General features: G+C 60.9%; 13 protein-coding genes and 1 pseudogene. 4 read left to right on the forward strand and 10 right to left on the reverse strand.

Going from position 1 to position 17,360, the window contains the following annotated elements; genetic code table 11:
• Positions 1–658 precede the first annotated feature (658 nt).
• From I5W_RS08065 to mltB, 3 genes and pseudogenes are all read right to left on the reverse strand, one after another.
• Positions 659–838: pseudogene (locus I5W_RS08065) on the reverse strand (aminoglycoside phosphotransferase family protein); the annotation flags it as partial.
• Between the two features lie 25 nt (positions 839–863).
• Positions 864–3,035, reverse strand: coding sequence for a TonB-dependent siderophore receptor (locus I5W_RS08070; RefSeq protein ID WP_044528844.1), 2,172 nt, complete (start codon positions 3,033–3,035; stop codon positions 864–866).
• Positions 3,036–3,112: 77 nt separating this feature from the next.
• Positions 3,113–4,261 (reverse strand): lytic murein transglycosylase B, encoded by a 1,149-nt coding sequence (gene mltB / locus I5W_RS08075; protein WP_199901717.1) that lies wholly within the window; start codon positions 4,259–4,261, stop codon positions 3,113–3,115.
• Between the two features lie 180 nt (positions 4,262–4,441).
• On the opposite strand from mltB, the gene I5W_RS08080 reads away from it, so the two are divergent.
• Positions 4,442–5,383: a histone deacetylase family protein gene (locus tag I5W_RS08080; protein ID WP_044528846.1), complete on the forward strand. Its 942-nt coding sequence runs from the start codon at positions 4,442–4,444 to the stop codon at positions 5,381–5,383.
• 85 nt (positions 5,384–5,468) lie between these two features.
• Here I5W_RS08080 and I5W_RS08085 read toward each other — a convergent pair whose 3' ends face one another.
• Positions 5,469–6,341, reverse strand: a complete 873-nt coding sequence (locus I5W_RS08085; protein WP_044528847.1) for a LysR family transcriptional regulator — start codon at positions 6,339–6,341, stop codon at positions 5,469–5,471.
• A 176-nt stretch (positions 6,342–6,517) separates the two neighbouring features.
• On the opposite strand from I5W_RS08085, the gene I5W_RS08090 reads away from it, so the two are divergent.
• Both I5W_RS08090 and ylqF read left to right on the forward strand, forming a co-directional pair.
• Entirely contained in the window at positions 6,518–7,948 is a 1,431-nt protein-coding gene (locus I5W_RS08090; RefSeq protein ID WP_044528848.1) for an MFS transporter, read from the forward strand.
• Positions 7,949–8,138: 190 nt separating this feature from the next.
• Entirely contained in the window at positions 8,139–9,101 is a 963-nt protein-coding gene (gene ylqF, locus I5W_RS08095; RefSeq protein ID WP_017451314.1) for a ribosome biogenesis GTPase YlqF, read from the forward strand.
• A gap of 129 nt (positions 9,102–9,230) precedes the next feature.
• Here ylqF and I5W_RS08100 read toward each other — a convergent pair whose 3' ends face one another.
• From I5W_RS08100 to I5W_RS08110, 3 genes are all read right to left on the reverse strand, one after another.
• Positions 9,231–10,034: a MetQ/NlpA family ABC transporter substrate-binding protein gene (locus I5W_RS08100; RefSeq protein ID WP_044528849.1), complete on the reverse strand. Its 804-nt coding sequence runs from the start codon at positions 10,032–10,034 to the stop codon at positions 9,231–9,233.
• A gap of 64 nt (positions 10,035–10,098) precedes the next feature.
• Positions 10,099–10,752, reverse strand: coding sequence for a methionine ABC transporter permease (locus tag I5W_RS08105; RefSeq protein ID WP_017451312.1), 654 nt, complete (start codon positions 10,750–10,752; stop codon positions 10,099–10,101).
• Positions 10,742–11,779: a methionine ABC transporter ATP-binding protein gene (locus I5W_RS08110; RefSeq protein WP_044528850.1), complete on the reverse strand. Its 1,038-nt coding sequence runs from the start codon at positions 11,777–11,779 to the stop codon at positions 10,742–10,744. Before I5W_RS08110 ends, I5W_RS08105 begins: the two co-directional genes overlap by 11 nt.
• 591 nt (positions 11,780–12,370) lie before the next feature.
• On the opposite strand from I5W_RS08110, the gene I5W_RS08115 reads away from it, so the two are divergent.
• Positions 12,371–13,633, forward strand: a complete 1,263-nt coding sequence (locus I5W_RS08115) for a porin (RefSeq protein WP_044528851.1) — start codon at positions 12,371–12,373, stop codon at positions 13,631–13,633.
• A gap of 220 nt (positions 13,634–13,853) precedes the next feature.
• On the opposite strand, the gene groL is transcribed toward I5W_RS08115, so the two are convergent.
• The 3 genes from groL to I5W_RS34180 form a co-directional block, all read right to left on the reverse strand.
• On the reverse strand, positions 13,854–15,503 hold the full coding sequence (gene groL, locus I5W_RS08120; protein ID WP_017451309.1) for a chaperonin GroEL: 1,650 nt from the start codon (positions 15,501–15,503) through the stop codon (positions 13,854–13,856).
• A 142-nt stretch (positions 15,504–15,645) separates the two neighbouring features.
• Positions 15,646–15,936, reverse strand: coding sequence for a co-chaperone GroES (gene groES, locus I5W_RS08125; RefSeq protein WP_008115200.1), 291 nt, complete (start codon positions 15,934–15,936; stop codon positions 15,646–15,648).
• A 236-nt stretch (positions 15,937–16,172) separates the two neighbouring features.
• Positions 16,173–17,066, reverse strand: a complete 894-nt coding sequence (locus I5W_RS34180) for a TniQ family protein (RefSeq protein ID WP_083893491.1) — start codon at positions 17,064–17,066, stop codon at positions 16,173–16,175.
• Positions 17,067–17,360 lie beyond the last annotated feature (294 nt).

The raw sequence follows: 17,360 nt of genomic DNA on the forward strand, positions 1-17,360 counted from the left end.
GTCAGCACGCCAGGGCAAAAGGTGGTAAAGTGTCAGGAAAGAAGATGATGCCAGGCGGGAAAAGCGGAACATAATCAGAGCCAGGATGAAGACCAGGCATTATAGGGGATAGCAAGTCGCCACCGGGCTACGGGCATAGAACGCTGATAGCAGGACATCCGGGCGTCACGTTGCCGTGCAACAATAGCGACTTGATGAGCTCCCGATGCCGCATGATGCGCAGGACTGCTTCCCCCTGTTGTCAAAGCTCAGATGTCAGAGTTCTGATATCAAAACTTGTGCAAGTCGTCCCGCCCCAGGCTTGCACCCGGCCCATCCGTGGAGTTACGCTGCGTCACACACTACTGTGAATTAACCCGCAAGTCATTGTCGCGTACCCGCAGCCCTTGCGCGCGGCGATCCCGGCTTCCCCCTTCTGCGGATTTGACGAAAGAAAAAGATCACCATGTCATCCCGTTCCAAGCCTGATTCCGGCGTGCTCCGGCCATCGCGGTCGGACCACTGGCGCCTGCTGCGCGAATTGCTCGACCCGATTGCCCTCTATCGCCGCCGACCGGCACGACCCGACGATCCACCGCAGCAAGCGCTGATCGGCAAGGGCGTGCGCTTCGTGCAGCGCATCTTTCGCTTGCGGCTGATCGGCCTGGGGATCGGCTCAGGCCGCCGAGAAGGGGCGCGGGCTATGCCACTCCAGTCGCAATGGCTGGCCCACGTTTGGATAGTGTCGCAGCACCCGCGCCACTTCAGCCGAGGTCAGCGCGGGCCAGTCGGAAATGACCGGTTCCACGCCCATGCCGTGACTGATGACGCGGGTGAGGTGATGGGAGGCGGCGTCCATGTCGTCTTCTTCAGCAGTGGGCGGCTCAGAAATCGTATTGCAGCGATACCCGCACGGTGCGTGACGCACCCAGGTGTACATAGCCATCGCCCAGGTACTGGCCGGCATCCTTCCAGTAGCGCTTGTCGAAGAGGTTGTCGACGTTGGCGCGCAGGGTGGCGGTGTGGGCGTTGATGCGCATCCGGTAGCGCAGGCCGGCATTGAACACATGTACCGCCGGCAAGCTCACGCTGCCATCCCGGGTAGCCGGCTTGCTGCTGCTGTAGAGCCAGCTACCCAGCAGGTTCAGGCCTTCCACGCTTGGCACGGCATAGTCGGCATAGACGCTGCTGCGCAGGCGTGGCACGTTGACCACCTGCTGCTCATCGTAGGCGGCCGTGCCGGTATCGCTGGCACGGGCGCGCGTGGCGCTCACGCTGGCACCAACAGCCAGGCGCGGCGCGAGCTTGCCGCTGGCGCCCAGTTCGATCCCGGTATTGGTCTGGCGGCCTTGTTGGACGTAGGTAAAACCGGCGCTGCTATTGTCCGGCTGCTGGAATTCATAGGCCTTGCGGATGCGGAAGATGGCCGCCGTCAGCGCCAGTTCGGGCGAGACATCGTATTTGACGCCGGCTTCCAGTTGCCGTGCCACCGAAGGCGGCAGCGTGGTCGGGAAGTTGCTGACCCAGAACGGCGCCGAGCTGCCCAGCGTGAGGGTTTCGGCATAGCTGCCATAGAGCGACATGTTCTGCGCCGGCTTGTAGATCAGCGCCAGCTGCGGCAGGAACAGGTTGCGCGCGGTGTCGCGGGTCACGCTGCCATCGGCGCCAAAGGCCTGCTCGTTCAACCACACCTGGCGCCCGCCGGCGATGACTTGCCAGCGTTCTGAAAACTGCAGTCGGTCGCTCAGGAACAAGGCTTTCTGGCGGCTGTCCAGATTGCGATAAGCCGGGCCGGGAAGGATGGTAGCGGGCGCCAGCGCGGGCGTGCCGGTATAGATATTGCCACTGCCCACCAGCACGCTGATGCCATCGGACTTGTCCACCACCCGCCGCGACATCTCCAGTCCCACGGTCAATTCATGCTGCAGCCAGCCGGTGGCGAACTTGCCGATCATGACGGCCTGGGCATCGTCATTGCGGCGCTCATCATCGGGGACGCGATAGTCATACACATCGAAGTCGCCATTGGCGGCAAAGGTGGAAGAGGCGCCGCCACCGCTGCCATAGGGGAAGGCCAGGTAATCATCGATCACCGCCCGGCTGCGATCGGCCTGCACATAGCCGCGCCAGTTGGCGTTGAATTCGGTATCCAGTCGCAGACGATAGTTCAGCGAGCTGTCACGCACCGGCTGCGCCCAGGATTGCGGCGTCAGCATAGTCTTGGGTGAGACCCCCGAGGGCAGCGTGGTACCCCCAGCAGCTGGTAACCGGCCACCGAATGCTGGGCCCTTCTGCTGGTATTCGGCATCGAACTGCAGCAGGGTCTTGGACGACAGGGCCCAGGTCGCCGCGAGCGAGGCAAAGTCGCGCCAGCCATCACCATTGTTGACGTAGGAGTGAATATCTTCATGCGCCGCATTGAGGCGCAGGCCGAACTGCTGTTGCTCGCCAAAGAGCGTGCCCAGGTCGGTGGCCAGATAGCGCGAGCCATAGGAGTCGCTGCCCAGCGTGATGGAGCGCACATTGGCCGGACGTTTGGTGACGTAATTGACAATGCCGCCGGCGCTGCTCACGCCGGCCTGCAAGCCAGCCACACCCTTGAGGAATTCGACGCGTTCCTTGTTTTCCAGCGCAATGGTCTGCTCGCCTGCCACGCTCAAGCCATCGATGCGATAGGCGCTGGCCGGGTCCAGCGTTACGCCACGGATGCTGAAGTTTTCGTAGTAGCCCACCGGGGCGTAGTTCTCGTTGATGGAGGCATCGTTCTTGACCACGTCCGACAGCACGCGCGATTGCTGGTCGCGCATCTGCGCGCCGGTGACCACGGCGACCGAGGCGGGCGTGTCCAGCAGCGGTGCATCATCGAAGCCGGCCACGGCGGCCGAGCGCACCCGCACGCCTTCCTTGCCGGTACCGCTGGCGGTGACGTTGACCGTGGGCAGGGCCTCGCCCTTGTCATCGGGGGTGTCAGCGGCGCGGGCGGCGGCCGACAGGCCCAGCGAAGTGCCGGCCAGCGTCAGCATCAGCGTGGAGGCCAGGGGTGCAATGCGTTTCATCGTGGTTCTGATCGTGGAGAATAGAAAGCTGGGGCGTGCTCTGCACGCCCGGTGGTATGGATCGTGGTGGAAGCGTTTCAGCGATTGCGTGCAACGGCCACGGCATGGCCGAGCTCGGCTACCGACATCGCATAGAAGTAGCTGCGATTGTACTGCGTGATGGCGTAGAAGTTATTGGTGGCAATCCAGTACTCGGTAGGGCCGGTACCGTTTTGCAGGTCCACCAGGCCAAAGCGCATACCAGCCGGCAGTGGCGGAGTGTTGATACCTGCCGCGTGCAGTTCGTCGGCGCTGTACTTGGCTTCCAGGCCCTGGTTGAGCATGTTTTCCCATTGGCGGTTGTCGGCCGAGACGCTCACCGGGAAGGCCACCGGTTCGCCACGCTGCCAGCCGTGCACGGCCAGGTAGTGGGCTACGCTACCGATGGCATCCACCGGCGAATTGCGCAGGTCGATCTTGCCATCGCCATCGAAGTCCACCGCGTATTCACGGATGCTGCCGGGCATGAACTGCGGCCAGCCGATGGCGCCCGCATAGGAGCCGCGCAGCGACATCGGATCGATGCCGGCCTCGCGCGCCAGCAACAGGGTGTTTTCCAGTTCGCCGCGGAAGAAGGCCATGCGGGCCTCACGGTTGGGCGTGTTGGGATAATCGAAGGCCAACGTGGTCAGCACATCCATCACCCGGAAGTTGCCGGTGTTGCGCCCGTAAACCGTTTCCACGCCGATGATGCCGACGATGATTTCCATCGGTACCCCGTATTGGGCCTCGGCCCTGGCCAGCGCCACGCCATAGGTGTTCCAGAAATCGACCCCGGCATTGATGCGCACCGGCTCCACGAAGCGGGCGCGGTAGGCGGTCCAGTTCTTGGGCTTGTTGCTGGGTGCCGGCTTGATGAGCTGGATGGCGGTATCGACGTAGCGGGTCTGGGCGAAGAGCGCATTGAGATCGCTGCGCTGGAACTGGTTGCGCTCCACCATTTCATCGATGAAGCGGCCCACATCCTTCCACTCGTTGAAGTTGACGAACTCGCCCTGGTCGGCACTGGCGAGCTTCTTCTTGGCGGGCGGGCTGGCTTTCTTCTGCGTCGCCTTTTTCGGTGTTTTCTTCTCCGCTGCCTTGGCGGGCTTGCTCTCTTGCGCGTGCGCGGCCAGCGGCAGGGTGCACAGGCTGGCCAGCAACAGGGTGGCGGGCAGGGAAGTCAGGCGGAGCAGGGAGATGGGCATGAGCAGCAAGCGGGGAAGGGCGAGACAAGCCTGCAAGTATATCGCATCGACCGCCTCGCCCCGCGCTGGTGCATGAGCGGTGGCAAGCGTTGTACACGATGGACGACAGCGGATGTACACTAGCTCTACGAGACAACCCAGGCCGGCCCACTGGCTTTCCTGATAGCAATAAGATCAATAATGACCACCGCCATCTATACCCACGCCGATTGCCAGCGCCATGAAATGGGCGATTGGCACCCTGAGACGCCCGCTCGCCTGGAGGCGATCGAGGATCAATTGATCCTGAGCCGCATCGATCATTTCCTCGATCGCCGCGATGCGCCGCTGGTTGATCCGGCTGAACTGGAGCGCGTGCATACGGCCGCCGCCGTCGATTACGTGCGCGAGCATAGTCATGCCCTGAGCCTGTCGGGCGAGCATTACCATTCCATCGATGGCGATACCCTGCTCAACAAGCATAGCTGGCGCGCCGCCCTGCGCGCGGCGGGGGCGGCTGTAGCCGCCACCGACGCGGTGCTGGCCGGTGAACTCGACAACGCCTTCTGCGCCGTGCGCCCGCCCGGACACCACGCCACGCACGGCAAGGCCATGGGCTTTTGCCTGTTCAATAACGTGGCCGTGGCCGCGCGCCATGCCCTCGATGTGCATGGGCTGGAACGGGTGGCGGTGATCGACTTCGACGTCCATCACGGCAATGGCACCGAGGATATCTTCGCCCATGATCCGCGGGTGCTGATGGTGAGCTTCTTCCAGCATCCCTTCTACCCCTTCTCGGGCGATGCTCCCACCGAGTCGCACATCGTCAACGTACCGGTGCCCGCCTATTCGGACGGTAGCGCGGTACGCCAACTGGTAACCGAGAAGTGGTTGCCGGCGCTCCATGCGCACCAGCCGCAGATGATCTTCATCTCGGCCGGTTTCGACGCCCATCGCGAGGATGACATGGGCCAGTTGGGTCTGGTGGAAGCCGACTATGCCTGGATCACCCGGCAGATCATGAAGATCGCCGACCAGTACGCCCGGGGCCGCATCGTCAGTTGCCTGGAGGGCGGCTACAACCTGTCGGCGCTGGGGCGCAGCGTGGTGGCGCATCTGAAGGTGCTGGCTGATCTCGAATGACGAGATGGATAGTTAGTTTATCCACAGCCATTTCTAACGATCTGCATCAGAAAAACTTAGGTTTTCCCCAAGCCCCACGCCCATCTCAAACCTCATGGGCCTCAAAGGCTGCAATGATCGCATCGGCCACCGCTCGCACCCGTGCGGTGCGGTTCAGGTCGCTGTGCAGGACCAGCCACATGTCATACGGGGTGGCGCGCTGCGGCCAGATGCGCACCAGCCCGCTGGCCTTGTCACCCATGTGGGTCGGCAGTTCACCGATGCCCACCCCGGCTTGCAGGCAGTCATACATCACCAGTCCGGTACTGACTTCCATGGCCACGTTGGCATGGGTGATCGATTCGCCACTGATCTGTTCTGACTTCACCGGCGAGACGCTGCGCGGATAGATCACCACGTCATGTCCCTTCAGCCCGGTACCGGGCTCGGGCAGGCCACGTTTCTTCACATAGGACTTGGCGGCATAGATGCCCGTGTACAAGCGCTTGAGATGGCGCGCGATCAGGTCCGGCGCATCCGGGCGCACGGTGCGCACGGCGATGTCGGCTTCGCGCTTGGTCAGGTTGGTGAGCTGGGTCGAGGTCGAGAGCACGACCTTGATGTTGGGATGCTCCTGGCGCAGATGCTGCAACGCTGGCATCAGGAAGTAGCGCGCCGTGAGGTCGGTAGCGGCCAGCCTGACCACGCCGCACAGGCGTTCATCCAAGCCCTGCATCTGCCGCTGCAACTGCTCGGCGCCTTGCTCCATCTGGCTGGCGGCAGCGCCTGCCAGTTCCCCCGCTGGCGTAGGCACGTAGCCGCTGGGCGTGCGCAGGAACAGGCGCGCACCCAGCGATTTTTCCAGTGCGGCCAGGCGCCGGCCGACCGTGGCCTGGTCGATGCCCAGTTGCTCGGCCGCGCCGCGCAGCGTGCCCACCCGATAGATGGCGAGAAAAATGCGGGCATTGTCCCAGTCCACGATAGCTAGCTCCGGTAAATTAGGTGATGCAGATTTGCATCAGGGTGCCGATTCTATACCTATTTATTGCATCACACTCAGAGCCTAGAATCTGCCCCATCGTCGCCCGCCCCGGAGATCCCGGTCGCGGGTTTGTTGCTTTCTCTTGCGCCCACCGTGCAGAAAGAACCCAGTTCATGTCTTCCGCCCAATGTCCCGATGCCGCCGCCTTGGCGGCTCCTGTTACGCTTGCCTCCAGTGGCCAGCGCACCGGCATGTTGCCGTTGGTGGCGCTGGCCATCGGATTCGTCATGGCCATGCTGGATGTGACCGTGGTCAACGTTGGCCTCTCCAGCATTGCCAGCAGTCTCGATGCACCGCTGGCCACGCTGGTGTGGATCGTCGATGGCTATACCCTGACCTTTGCCGCCATGCTGCTGGTGGGTGGCGCCCTGGCCGATCGCTTCGGTGCGCGCCGACTGTACCTGACCGGGCTGTTGCTGTTCGTGCTGGCCTCATTGCTGTGCGGGGCGGCGCCCAACGGTCCCTTCCTGATCGCCGCGCGCCTGCTGCAAGGCTTGGGAGCAGCTTTCTTCATGCCCAGTTCGCTCAGCCTGCTCACCCACGTCTATGAAGACGATCGCGTGCGCGCCCGCATGTTGGGCGTGTGGTCGGCCACGGTTGGCTTGGCCGCAGCTGTTGGCCCGTTGGTGGGCGGCGTGTTGATCCACTGGCTGGGCTGGCGCAGCGTGTTCCTCATCAACGTGCCGGTCGGCCTGGTGGGTTTGCTGATGGCCCGCAAGCTGATCCCGCAGGTGGCCGGCCATGCCCGCGCCCTGCACCTGTTCAGTCACCTGGCTGGCGTGGTGATGCTGGCCGCGCTGTCCTTCGTGCTGATCCAGGGGCCGGTCTATGGCTGGATTTCACCGCGCATCCTGGTCGGGCTGGCGGTGGCGGTGCTGGCCGCGGTGGCCCTGGTGCGCCATGAACTGCGTGGCATCGCGCCGCTGTTGCCGCGTGCGCTGTTTGCCACGCCGCAGTTCGCGGCAGCCAATGGCATTGGTTTCCTGATCAACTTTGGCGTCTATGGCAACCTGTTCTACCTGGCCCTGTTCCTGCAGCAGGGGCGTGGTGCCGACGCCTTGCAGACCGGCTTGCAACTGGTGCCGATGATGGCGGTGATCTTCTTCGGCAACCTGATGTCGGGCCGCATGTCGGCCCACTGGGGACCGCGTGTGCCGCTGCTGCTGGGCTTGTCGGTGGGCGCTGCCTTTACTGCGGTGGCGATCAGCTTCCGCCCCGAGACGCCCTACTGGATCTTGGCCTTGGTCTGCGCTGCCGCCAACCTGGGCGTGAGCACCGCCATTCCAGCCATGACCACGGTGGTCATGCAGGTGGCCGGCAAGGCCCATGCCAATAGCGCCGCCGCGGCACTGAACGCCAATCGCCAGATCGGTGCCTTGGTGGGGGTGGCCTTGATGGGGGCCATCCTGCATAGCGTGCAGGCGTGGAGCCTGCGCAATGGGCTGGCTTTTGGCGTCATGGCGGCGGGCTACGGCACGGCGCTGTGGCTGGTATGGCGCTTCGTCGGTGTTGTCAAGGAGCAATGGGTGACGCGGCGCGCCTGAAGCCTAGGGCCTGTTCACATTCAATCATCTCGCAGATTGAATGTGAACAGGCCCTAGTGTTGTTGCGCATCCAACGGCCTGCCCCGACTTGTGCGTGGCAGGCCGTTTTATTGGGGATTTGTTAGGGATTGGCGGGGCAGGGCCGTAAAATAGCGCCTTCAACGAAATACGCACCAGAAAGAAGCCCCGCATGTCCATCCAATGGTTCCCCGGTCACATGAACTCTGCCCGCCGCAAGGCGGCCGAGAGCATGGAAAAAGTCGATATGGTCATCGAAGTGGTCGATGCCCGTCTGCCCCAGGCCAGCTGCAATCCTATGATCGAGCAACTGCGCAATGCGCGCCAGCGCCCCTGCCTGAAGATCCTCAACAAGACCGACATGGCCGACCCGGTGGCCACGCAAGCCTGGATCGACTACTACAACAGCCAGAAGGGCGTGACTGCCGTGGCGCTGTCCTGCAAGAAGCCCTCGGACGTGGCGCGCGTGCCCAAGCTGGCCATGCAGGTGGCGCCGCATCGCGGCACGGCACTGAAGCCCTTGCGCATGATGATCATGGGCATCCCCAACGTGGGCAAGTCCACGCTGATGAATGCACTGCTGAAAAAACGCGTGGCCGCCGTGGGTGATGAGCCGGCCGTGACCAAGACCCAGCAGCGTCTCTACCTGGGCAACAACATGGTGCTCACCGATACCCCCGGTATGTTGTGGCCCAAGATCGAGCATCCCAGCGATGGCCTGATGCTGGCGGCCAGTCACGCAGTGGGCAGCAATGCGCTGATCGAAGAAGAAGTGGCCACCTTCCTGGCCGACCTGTTGCTGCAGCGTTATCCGCAGTTGCTCAAGGCGCGCTATGGCTTCAACACGGAAGGCATGGATGGCGTGGCCGTGGTGGAGGGTGTGGCGGCCAAGCGTGGCTTCCGTCTGAAGGGCGGGGACTATGATTTCGAGAAGGCCTCGCATACCTTCTTGCAGGATTACCGCAGCGGCGCACTGGGCCGTATTTCGCTGGAAACGCCGCAGTCGCGCGCTGAACTGCTGGCGAACTATCGCTCCACCGACAATCCCGATGCGTTGCCGGCCGAGGATGAAGAAGACGAGGATGAAGACTTCGACTGGCGAGACGCGCCGGATCATCGTGGGCGCAAGGACTAAGTTTTCCTCTCTCGAAAACTTAGAAACCGGCGTAGAAAAACTAAGTTTCCGGTCTTCGGCTCCATGCAAAAAGGCCAGCTCGATTGAGCTGGCCTTTTCGCTGATACAGGGGTAGTTACGCGTTGCGGATTACCAGGAGGTGATCACGGAACCCTTGTACTTTTCCAGCACGAACTTCTTCACTTCCGGGCTGTGATAAGCCTTGACCAGCTTGGCCACCCAGGGCTTGTCCTTGTCGGCGATGCGCACGGCGATCACGTTGGCGTAGGGGCCGGTGGAGGCTTCCACGGCGATCGCATCCTTGGTCGGCGACAGGCCGGCCGATTCAGCGTAGTTGCCGTTGATGACGGCGGCATCGAAGTCATCCAGCGAGCGCGGCAGTTGGGCTGCGTCCAGTTCGACGATCTTGATCTTCTTGGGGTTCTCGACGATATCCAGCGGGGTCGCCTTCAGGCCGGCATCGGCCTTGAGCTTGATCACGCCCTTGGCTTGCAGCACCAGCAGGGCACGGCCACCGTTGGTCGGATCATTGGGCACGCCTACGCGCGCACCCGGCTTCAAGTCGTTGAGCGACTTGATCTTCTTGGAGTACACGCCCATCGGGAAGGTGATGGTGCTGCCGACGCTGACGAACTTGTAGCCACGGTCCTTGATCTGCGCATCCAGGTAGGGCTGGTGCTGGTAGGAGTTGGCGTCCAGGTCGCCGGCGGCCAGGGCGGCGTTGGGCTGGATGTAGTCGGTGAACTCGATGATCTTCATCTGCACGCCATCTTTCTCGAGCAGCTTCTTGACCTGTTCCATGATCTCGGCGTGGGGACCGGCGGTCACGCCCATCTTGATCTGGTCTTCGGCCATGGCGGGGGCACAGACCAGGCCGGCGGCCAGGCCCAGGCCCAGGCCTGCGATGAATTGAATCAATTGACGACGCTTCATGACTTTCCTTTCAAGCTGTGAGGTGGGCAGCGGGTAGCTGCCGTTTTTGTATGAATTGTTGTGTTCAGCGGTGGCTGAGCTTGCGCACCAGCAGGTCTCCCAGGGATTGCACCAACTGGACGAACACGATCAGGATCAGCACCACGGCCAGCATCACTTCCGGCAGGAAACGCTGATAACCATAGCGGATGCCCAGGTCGCCCAGGCCGCCGCCGCCGATGGCGCCGGCCATGGCCGAATAGCCAACCAGGCTGACGAAGGTGATCGTGAGACCGGCGACGATACCAGCAAATGCCTCGGGCACCAAGACCTTGTAGATGATCTGCCAGGTGGTCGCACCCATGGCTTGCGCCGCTTCCACCAGGCCGTGATCGACTTCGCGCAAGGCGGTCTCGACCAGGCGTGCGATGAAGGGCGCGGCAGCAATGGTCAGCGGCACGATGGCTGCAGCCGTACCAATGGAGGTGCCGACGAAGAAGCGCGTCATCGGGATCACCGCCACCAGCAGGATAATGAAGGGGGTGGAGCGCACCGCATTGACCAGCAGGCCGGCCACGCGGTTGAACGCCACGTTGGGTAGCACGCCCTTGGATTCGGTGATGTGCAGGGCGATGCCCAGCGGAATGCCGAGCAGTGAGCCGACCACGCCCGAGATCACCACCATCATCAGCGTCTCACCGAAGGAGCTGACGAACAGATCGATCAGTTCAGATGACATGGTTGAGCTCCTCGACGACCACGCCCTGCTCGCGCAGGTATTGCATGGCCTGGTTGATGTTGTCTTGCGTGCCGTTGGCGAGGATCGCCAGCGAGCCGAAGGCCTGGCCCTGGATCTCGTCGATCTGGCCGTGCAGGATATTGAAGTTCAGGTTGAAGCGGCGCACCGCTTCCGACAGGTGCGGCTGGTCTACGTCATTGCCGGTGAAGGCAAAGCGGAACAGGTGGTCGGTCCCCTGGCCGCCGTCGGCACGCGCCAGACGCTCGCGCAGGCGCGCCAGCACGCCCTTGGGCAGTTCGTGGGCGATGACGTCGCCGATCAGGGCGCGGGTGACTTCATGGCGCGGCTGGCGGAACACGTCCAGCACTTCGCCCTGTTCGATCACCTGGCCGGCTTCCATCACCGCCACGCGGTCGCAGATCTGCTTGATGACTTCCATCTGGTGCGTGATCAGGACAATAGTCAGGCCCAGTTCCTGGTTGATCTTGCGCAGCAGTCCGAGGATGGAGCGGGTGGTTTCCGGGTCCAGCGCCGAGGTGGCTTCGTCCGAGAGCAAGACCTTGGGATCGTTGGCCAGTGCGCGGGCGATGCCCACGCGCTGCTTCTGGCCACCAGAGATCTGGGCCGGATAACGGTCGCGCAGGGCGGTCAGGCCGACCAGTTCCAGGAGCGGTTCGACCTTGGCTGCGATCTGGGCCTTGCTCTTGCCAGCCAGTTCCAGCGGCAGGGCAATGTTGTCGTAGACGCTGCGCGAGGACAGCAGGTTGAAGTGCTGGAAGATCATGCCGATGCCACGGCGCGCTTCACGCAATTGCGAGGCCGACAGCGAGGTCAGATCCTGGCCGTCCAGGACGATGCGCCCGGAAGTGGGACGGTTGAGCAGGTTCAGGGTGCGTACCAGCGTGCTCTTGCCGGCGCCGCTGCGGCCGATGATGCCGAAGATCTCGCCCTTGCGAATCGACAAATCGACATGGCGCACCGCTTCGACATTGCCGAATCGCTGGGTGACAGCTTGTATTTCGATCATGGTGGGAACAGAAATGGCAGCGGGCCCTGACGCCGGTGTGCCTGTGCAGCCCCTCCTGAGAGACGCCGCGGGCGGTACCGGACCACAGGTCTCCACTGCCATCAGTATTTTTATAAGAAGGCGCTATTTTAAGGCGGCCCGGTTATATGGGGAAAATAATTTTTCAATTATGCATATAACCATCGCGTCTTAGCATCCGGCGGGAAGCCGCCTGTGGACTGGATTTTGCGCAGGCCGAGGAGGTCGGTGCAGCAGTGGAGTCCTGGGGTGAGCGGCGCTGGAACCCGAATACGGTCAATGGCTGTGCTGCTGACTGCTCACCTGCGCTATTGCCGCTTCATTCATGCGGTTTCGATTACTGCTTGCCAATAAAAAAGCGGCGCACACTATTGATGACATTGGTTGCAATAAAACTACAGAAAATTCTTATAAAAGCTATCAATTCAAATTTTGATTCGATTGAGAAAATAAAGACGGTTTAGATTTGCGATGACTTCTTGATGTTTCTTTTCGGAAGCCTGGGTGGTGCCTGCGCGCCATGGCGACCACCACCCGTCAATCAACAGCAATCAAACCACTACGGAGTACTCTATGAAAAAGTCCATCCTGGCCCTGGCCGTGCTGGGTGCCTTCGGCGGCGCGGCGCACGCGCAAAGCAACATCACCATCTACGGCGCGGTCGATGCCAGCCTGTCCTACACCAACAAGATCGGGATTTCTGGCAAGGACGCCCACGGCAATGATATCGCCGGCAAGGATACCGGCGGCCTGATGGCGCTCGATTCTGGCCTGATCAAGGGTTCGCGCCTGGGTATCAAGGGGGTTGAAGACCTGGGTGGTGGCCTGAAGGCCGTCTTCACTATCGAGAACGGCTTCACCGTCGATAATGGCGACGCGGCCCAGAAGGGCGTGCTGTGGGGGCGTCAGGCCACCGTGGGCCTGTCGGGCAACTTCGGTACGGTGCTGGCCGGTCGTCAGACCGATATCCTCGCTGATATCGGCGGCATCACTTCGCCCGGCGACTTCGGTGGTGTGGTCAGCCGTGTTCACTCGCTGAATCTGGATCGTACCAATGGCGAGCGCGTCAACAATTCCATCCGCTACAACACCCCGGACTTCAACGGCTTCACCGGCAGCATCATCTATGGCTTCGGTGAGCAGGCCGGCCAGACCGGTGCCGGCCAGTCCTTCGGCCTGGGTGGTATGTACGCCAACGGTCCTTTAAACATCGGCCTGGGTTACTTCCAGAGCAAGATGGGCTCGGCCTCCAGCGACGTCAATGGTTCCGCCGCCTGCAATGGCGCAGTGGAGGGCAAGGACAAGGCGGGCGATACCTGCCTGAAGACCTGGACGCTGGCTGCGGCCTACCAGTTTGGCCCGGCCAAGGTTTACGGTTCCTACTCGCGCGTGACGCTGCCGCTGGCGAAGGTGCCATCGGAAATCGCCTTCAATCCGAAGAGCAACTACAGCTTTGCGTCGCTGGCGCGGCCTAAGGGTCGTGGCGCAATGCCCCTCTATTCGATGTCCGACAGCGACGACTTCGTCATTGGCGGCGCCAACAACAAGTCCAGCAGCACGCTGGATATCGGTGTTAACTACCGGCTTTCGCCAGCTCTGTCGCTGATCAGCAGCCTGCAGTACACCCGTGCCAAGTTTGCCCGCAGCGCGGATGGTCGCCTGCTGCAAATCAACCTGGGCGCCAAGTACGACCTGTCCAAGCGCACCACCACCTATGCCGTTCTGCGTAACCTGCGTTCCTCCGACATGTACAGCGTCGGCCTGGGCAAGGACCGTGAGCCTGGCCTGGATCGCAGCCAGACCAGCATCAGCGCCGGCCTGATCCACAGCTTCTAATATCTGGCACTGCATCGGGCTCCTGGGCCCGATGTTTGACCCGCATCCCACAAGGGGTGCGGGTTTTTTTATGCATTCGCAAATGCAAGCCTGCACGCCTGGCGACATACAAGAGCAGTCATGCGCAGTAGCAGGCAACAAAAAACCCGCATCGTCGCCGATGCGGGTTTTTTTCTCGCAGCACAGGCCATGTCATCCATGGCCCGCGGCAGGAGGCCTATTACATCATGCCGTCCATACCGCCCATGCCGCCCATACCACCCATGCCGCCAGGCATACCGGCCGGCTTGTCTTCTGCCACTTCGGCCACCAGGGCGTCGGTGGTCAGGATCAGGCTGGCCACGGAGGCAGCGTTTTGCAGAGCCGAACGGGTCACCTTGGCCGGATCCAGCACGCCCAGTTCCACCAGGTCACCGTAGGTGCCGTTGGAGGCGTTGTAGCCGAAGTTGCCCGAACCTTCCAGCACCTTGTTGACCACCACCGACGGCTCATCGCCGGCGTTGAAGACGATCTGGCGCAGCGGCTCTTCGATGGCGCGCAGCACGATCTTGATACCGGCTTCCTGATCGGCGTTGTCGCCCTTCAGATCCTTGACGTTGGCGCGAGCGCGCAGCAGGGCCACGCCACCGCCAGGCACGACGCCTTCTTCAACCGCAGCGCGGGTAGCGTGCAGGGCGTCTTCGACGCGGGCCTTCTTTTCCTTCATTTCGACTTCGGTAGCGGCGCCAACCTTGATCAGTGCAACACCGCCGGCCAGCTTGGCCACGCGCTCTTGCAGCTTTTCACGGTCGTAGTCGGAGGTGGCTTCGCCGATCTGGGTACGGATCATCGCCACGCGCGCTTCGATGCCAGCGGCTTCGCCGTTGCCGTCGATGATGGTGGTGTTTTCCTTGCCGATTTCAACGCGCTTGGCTTGGCCCAGTTCAGCCAGGGTAGCCTTTTCCAGAGTCAGGCCGACTTCTTCGGCGATCACTTGGCCGCCGGTCAGGATGGCGATGTCTTCCAGCATGGCCTTGCGGCGGTCGCCGAAGCCAGGCGCCTTGACGGCAGCAGTCTTCAGGATGCCACGGATGTTGTTGACCACCAGAGTGGCCAGGGCTTCGCCTTCGACGTCTTCAGCCACGATCAGCAGCGGACGGCCAGCCTTGGCGACTTGTTCCAGCACCGGCAGCAGATCACGGATGTTGGAGATCTTCTTGTCGAACAGCAGGATGAAGGGATTGTCCAGAGCGACGATCTGCTTCTCTTGGTTGTTGATGAAGTACGGCGACAGGTAGCCGCGGTCGAATTGCATACCTTCGACGATGTCCAGCTCGTTTTCCAGCGACTTGCCGTCTTCCACGGTGATGACGCCTTCCTTGCCGACCTTTTCCATGGCCTTGGCGATGATGTCGCCGATGTCCGCGTCGGAGTTGGCCGAGATCGAGCCGACTTGAGCGATTTCCTTGGAGGTGGTGGTGGGCTTGGCCAGGTTCTTCACTTCGCCGACGATGGCGGTGACGGCCTTGTCGATACCGCGCTTCAGGTCGGTCGGGTTGAAGCCGGCGGCGACGTACTTGAAGCCTTCGCGCACGATGGCTTGGGCCAGCACGGTAGCGGTGGTGGTACCGTCACCGGCGTTGTCGGAGGTCTTGGAAGCGACTTCCTTGACCAGCTGGGCACCCATGTTTTCCAGCTTGTCCTTCAGTTCGATTTCCTTGGCGACGGAAACGCCGTCCTTGGTCACGGTCGGGGCGCCGAAGCTGCGCTCCAGCACGACGTTGCGACCCTTGGGGCCCAGGGTGACCTTGACTGCGTTAGCCAGGATGTTGACGCCGTTGACGACTTTGGCGCGTGCTTCATCGCCGAAAATAACTTGCTTTGCTGCCATGTTGGATTCTCCAGAAATTCGGTTCAGTTCATATAGCCTGGCGCACGACTGAAGTTTCAGGGGCGCCGGCTGCTGTCTTGCTGCCGCAGGCCTTCACGTTTTCTCTATCTATATAGAAGCAAAAGGAAGGCCGGATGCCGAATTACTTCTCGACGACGGCGAACAGGTCTTCTTCGCGCATGACCAGCAGTTCCTGGCCATCGATCTTCACGGCCTGGCCGGAGTACTTGCCGAACAGGACGCGGTCGCCGACCTTCACGGCCAGTTGACGGACCTTGCCATCTTCCAGGATCTTGCCGTTGCCGACGGCCAGGACTTCGCCTTGGTCCGGCTTTTCGGTCGCTGCGTCAGGCAGAACGATACCGGAAGCAGTCTTGGTTTCCTGGTCGAGGCGCTTGACGATAACGCGATCGTGCAAAGGGCGAAGATTCATGAGAACTCCTTAATTTTCAATAAGTTAGCATTGATTGCGGCAAAGCCTGCAACGGTTTTCTTCCAAATGCAGCAAACCTCACCGCATGAAAAAGGGGATTGCGCCAGGTGGGCTGTTAGCACTCTACCGTGACGAGTGCTAAGTATAGGGATGGGTTTGGGAATTTTCAAGGCGTCAATTGCTGTCCGCGCTCATAAATAATTGTCGGAATTCATTTAAGTCTGAACTTTGTTCACTTAACTCTGAACTTTCGGCGGAGTCCTGCCGCTACTCTGGAGCCATAGCTTGAATTTCAAGCTAGTGGGAAAGCCTTTTGTAGTATGGCTTGGGTTAAACCAGCGAGACCTCTGTACGACATCGGCAAATTCAGTTGTCAAAAATGCAATTTCGTCTGGCGACAAACTGCCAAGGAGACTGATGAAGATATTTCCCCCCAATTTTTTCAATGCTGCTAGGTACGCTGGCAAATCGTCGACTGATCTTCGCACACCGCCGGCTTCAGTCAAAAAGTGGCCATTCAGGATTGCCGAAACGATGGTGTTTTGAAAATGTATCTGCCGCCAGTTAGGTGGCGAACCCTGATTTGTATTTCCTGCAGGCGCTTTGCATAAGTCACTTCTACAGTGCACGCATACGGCCAAGTTTGCGGCGGGAGGTGGCCATGATGCTCCTCCGAGTATTGCTCGATGCATCGTCAATGGATTGAAGCAGGTATGGCACCTCGTTTTCAGCAAGATCTGGTGCGTTCGGCAATAAGTAATGTCGCGAAGCTTCCAATCTAACCTCAGATATGGAGTTTGATCCTCACGCCAGCAGTGAGGGCAATATCTGTAACTAAGTCCATCTCTGTTGGGTTGAAGAAGAAGAGTCCTAAGCTTCGGCATGGCGACGAATCTGCAGCAGCTGTCGCGAATGAATGAAAGCGTGTGGAGAGGTAGGTTACAGCGGTGCCCAAATTCATCAAGCTGGTCCGCTGTCATGCAGAGATCCATGTCGGTATTGTGGATGGTGTCAAAGAGCGCTCTGAATTTACTGAATGTCAGGTCGTGCCGCTGGCCTATGCGTTGAATCAGCGATAGTAAAGTTTCGCCTAAAAAGGGAGGACTGACTCCGGGAAATCTGAGTTTCATTTTCTAGAAAAGATGATGTTGCCGTTTGCGACCATTGGCGATGTGGTACTTTCCGTCCGACCGGTGGTTAATTTCTCTAATCAGCCGTTCGGAAAAGCGGGAGTCCGGAGCGGTGTCAGTGTCTTGCGTAAATGCTTTTAGCGCAGGAAAATTTATAGAGTCAAGCACATTGCTTGACGCTTCCGTGCCGAAGTCGAAAATGAATGATCTGAGTCGAAGGTAACCTCGTTCGACGCACAAGGATGCCTGCTTCGTTCTCCAAACTCTCTGGCTGTGGCCTGGTCCTATATGACT

Origin of the sequence: Herbaspirillum sp. B65, assembly GCF_000333555.1 — a bacterium.
GTDB classification, from domain to species: domain Bacteria; phylum Pseudomonadota; class Gammaproteobacteria; order Burkholderiales; family Burkholderiaceae_D; genus Herbaspirillum; species Herbaspirillum rubrisubalbicans.

Coding starts and splice junctions, on each gene's coding strand:
- I5W_RS08070 (WP_044528844.1), bottom strand. CDS start 3,035: ATGAAACGCATTGCACCCCTGGCCTCCACGCTGATGCTGACGCTGGCC.
- mltB (WP_199901717.1), bottom strand. CDS start 4,261: ATGCCCATCTCCCTGCTCCGCCTGACTTCCCTGCCCGCCACCCTGTTG.
- I5W_RS08080 (WP_044528846.1), top strand. CDS start 4,442: ATGACCACCGCCATCTATACCCACGCCGATTGCCAGCGCCATGAAATG.
- I5W_RS08090 (WP_044528848.1), top strand. CDS start 6,518: ATGTCTTCCGCCCAATGTCCCGATGCCGCCGCCTTGGCGGCTCCTGTT.
- ylqF (WP_017451314.1), top strand. CDS start 8,139: ATGTCCATCCAATGGTTCCCCGGTCACATGAACTCTGCCCGCCGCAAG.
- I5W_RS08100 (WP_044528849.1), bottom strand. CDS start 10,034: ATGAAGCGTCGTCAATTGATTCAATTCATCGCAGGCCTGGGCCTGGGC.
- I5W_RS08105 (WP_017451312.1), bottom strand. CDS start 10,752: ATGTCATCTGAACTGATCGATCTGTTCGTCAGCTCCTTCGGTGAGACG.
- I5W_RS08110 (WP_044528850.1), bottom strand. CDS start 11,779: ATGATCGAAATACAAGCTGTCACCCAGCGATTCGGCAATGTCGAAGCG.
- I5W_RS08115 (WP_044528851.1), top strand. CDS start 12,371: ATGAAAAAGTCCATCCTGGCCCTGGCCGTGCTGGGTGCCTTCGGCGGC.
- groL (WP_017451309.1), bottom strand. CDS start 15,503: ATGGCAGCAAAGCAAGTTATTTTCGGCGATGAAGCACGCGCCAAAGTC.
- groES (WP_008115200.1), bottom strand. CDS start 15,936: ATGAATCTTCGCCCTTTGCACGATCGCGTTATCGTCAAGCGCCTCGAC.
- I5W_RS34180 (WP_083893491.1), bottom strand. CDS start 17,066: ATGAAACTCAGATTTCCCGGAGTCAGTCCTCCCTTTTTAGGCGAAACT.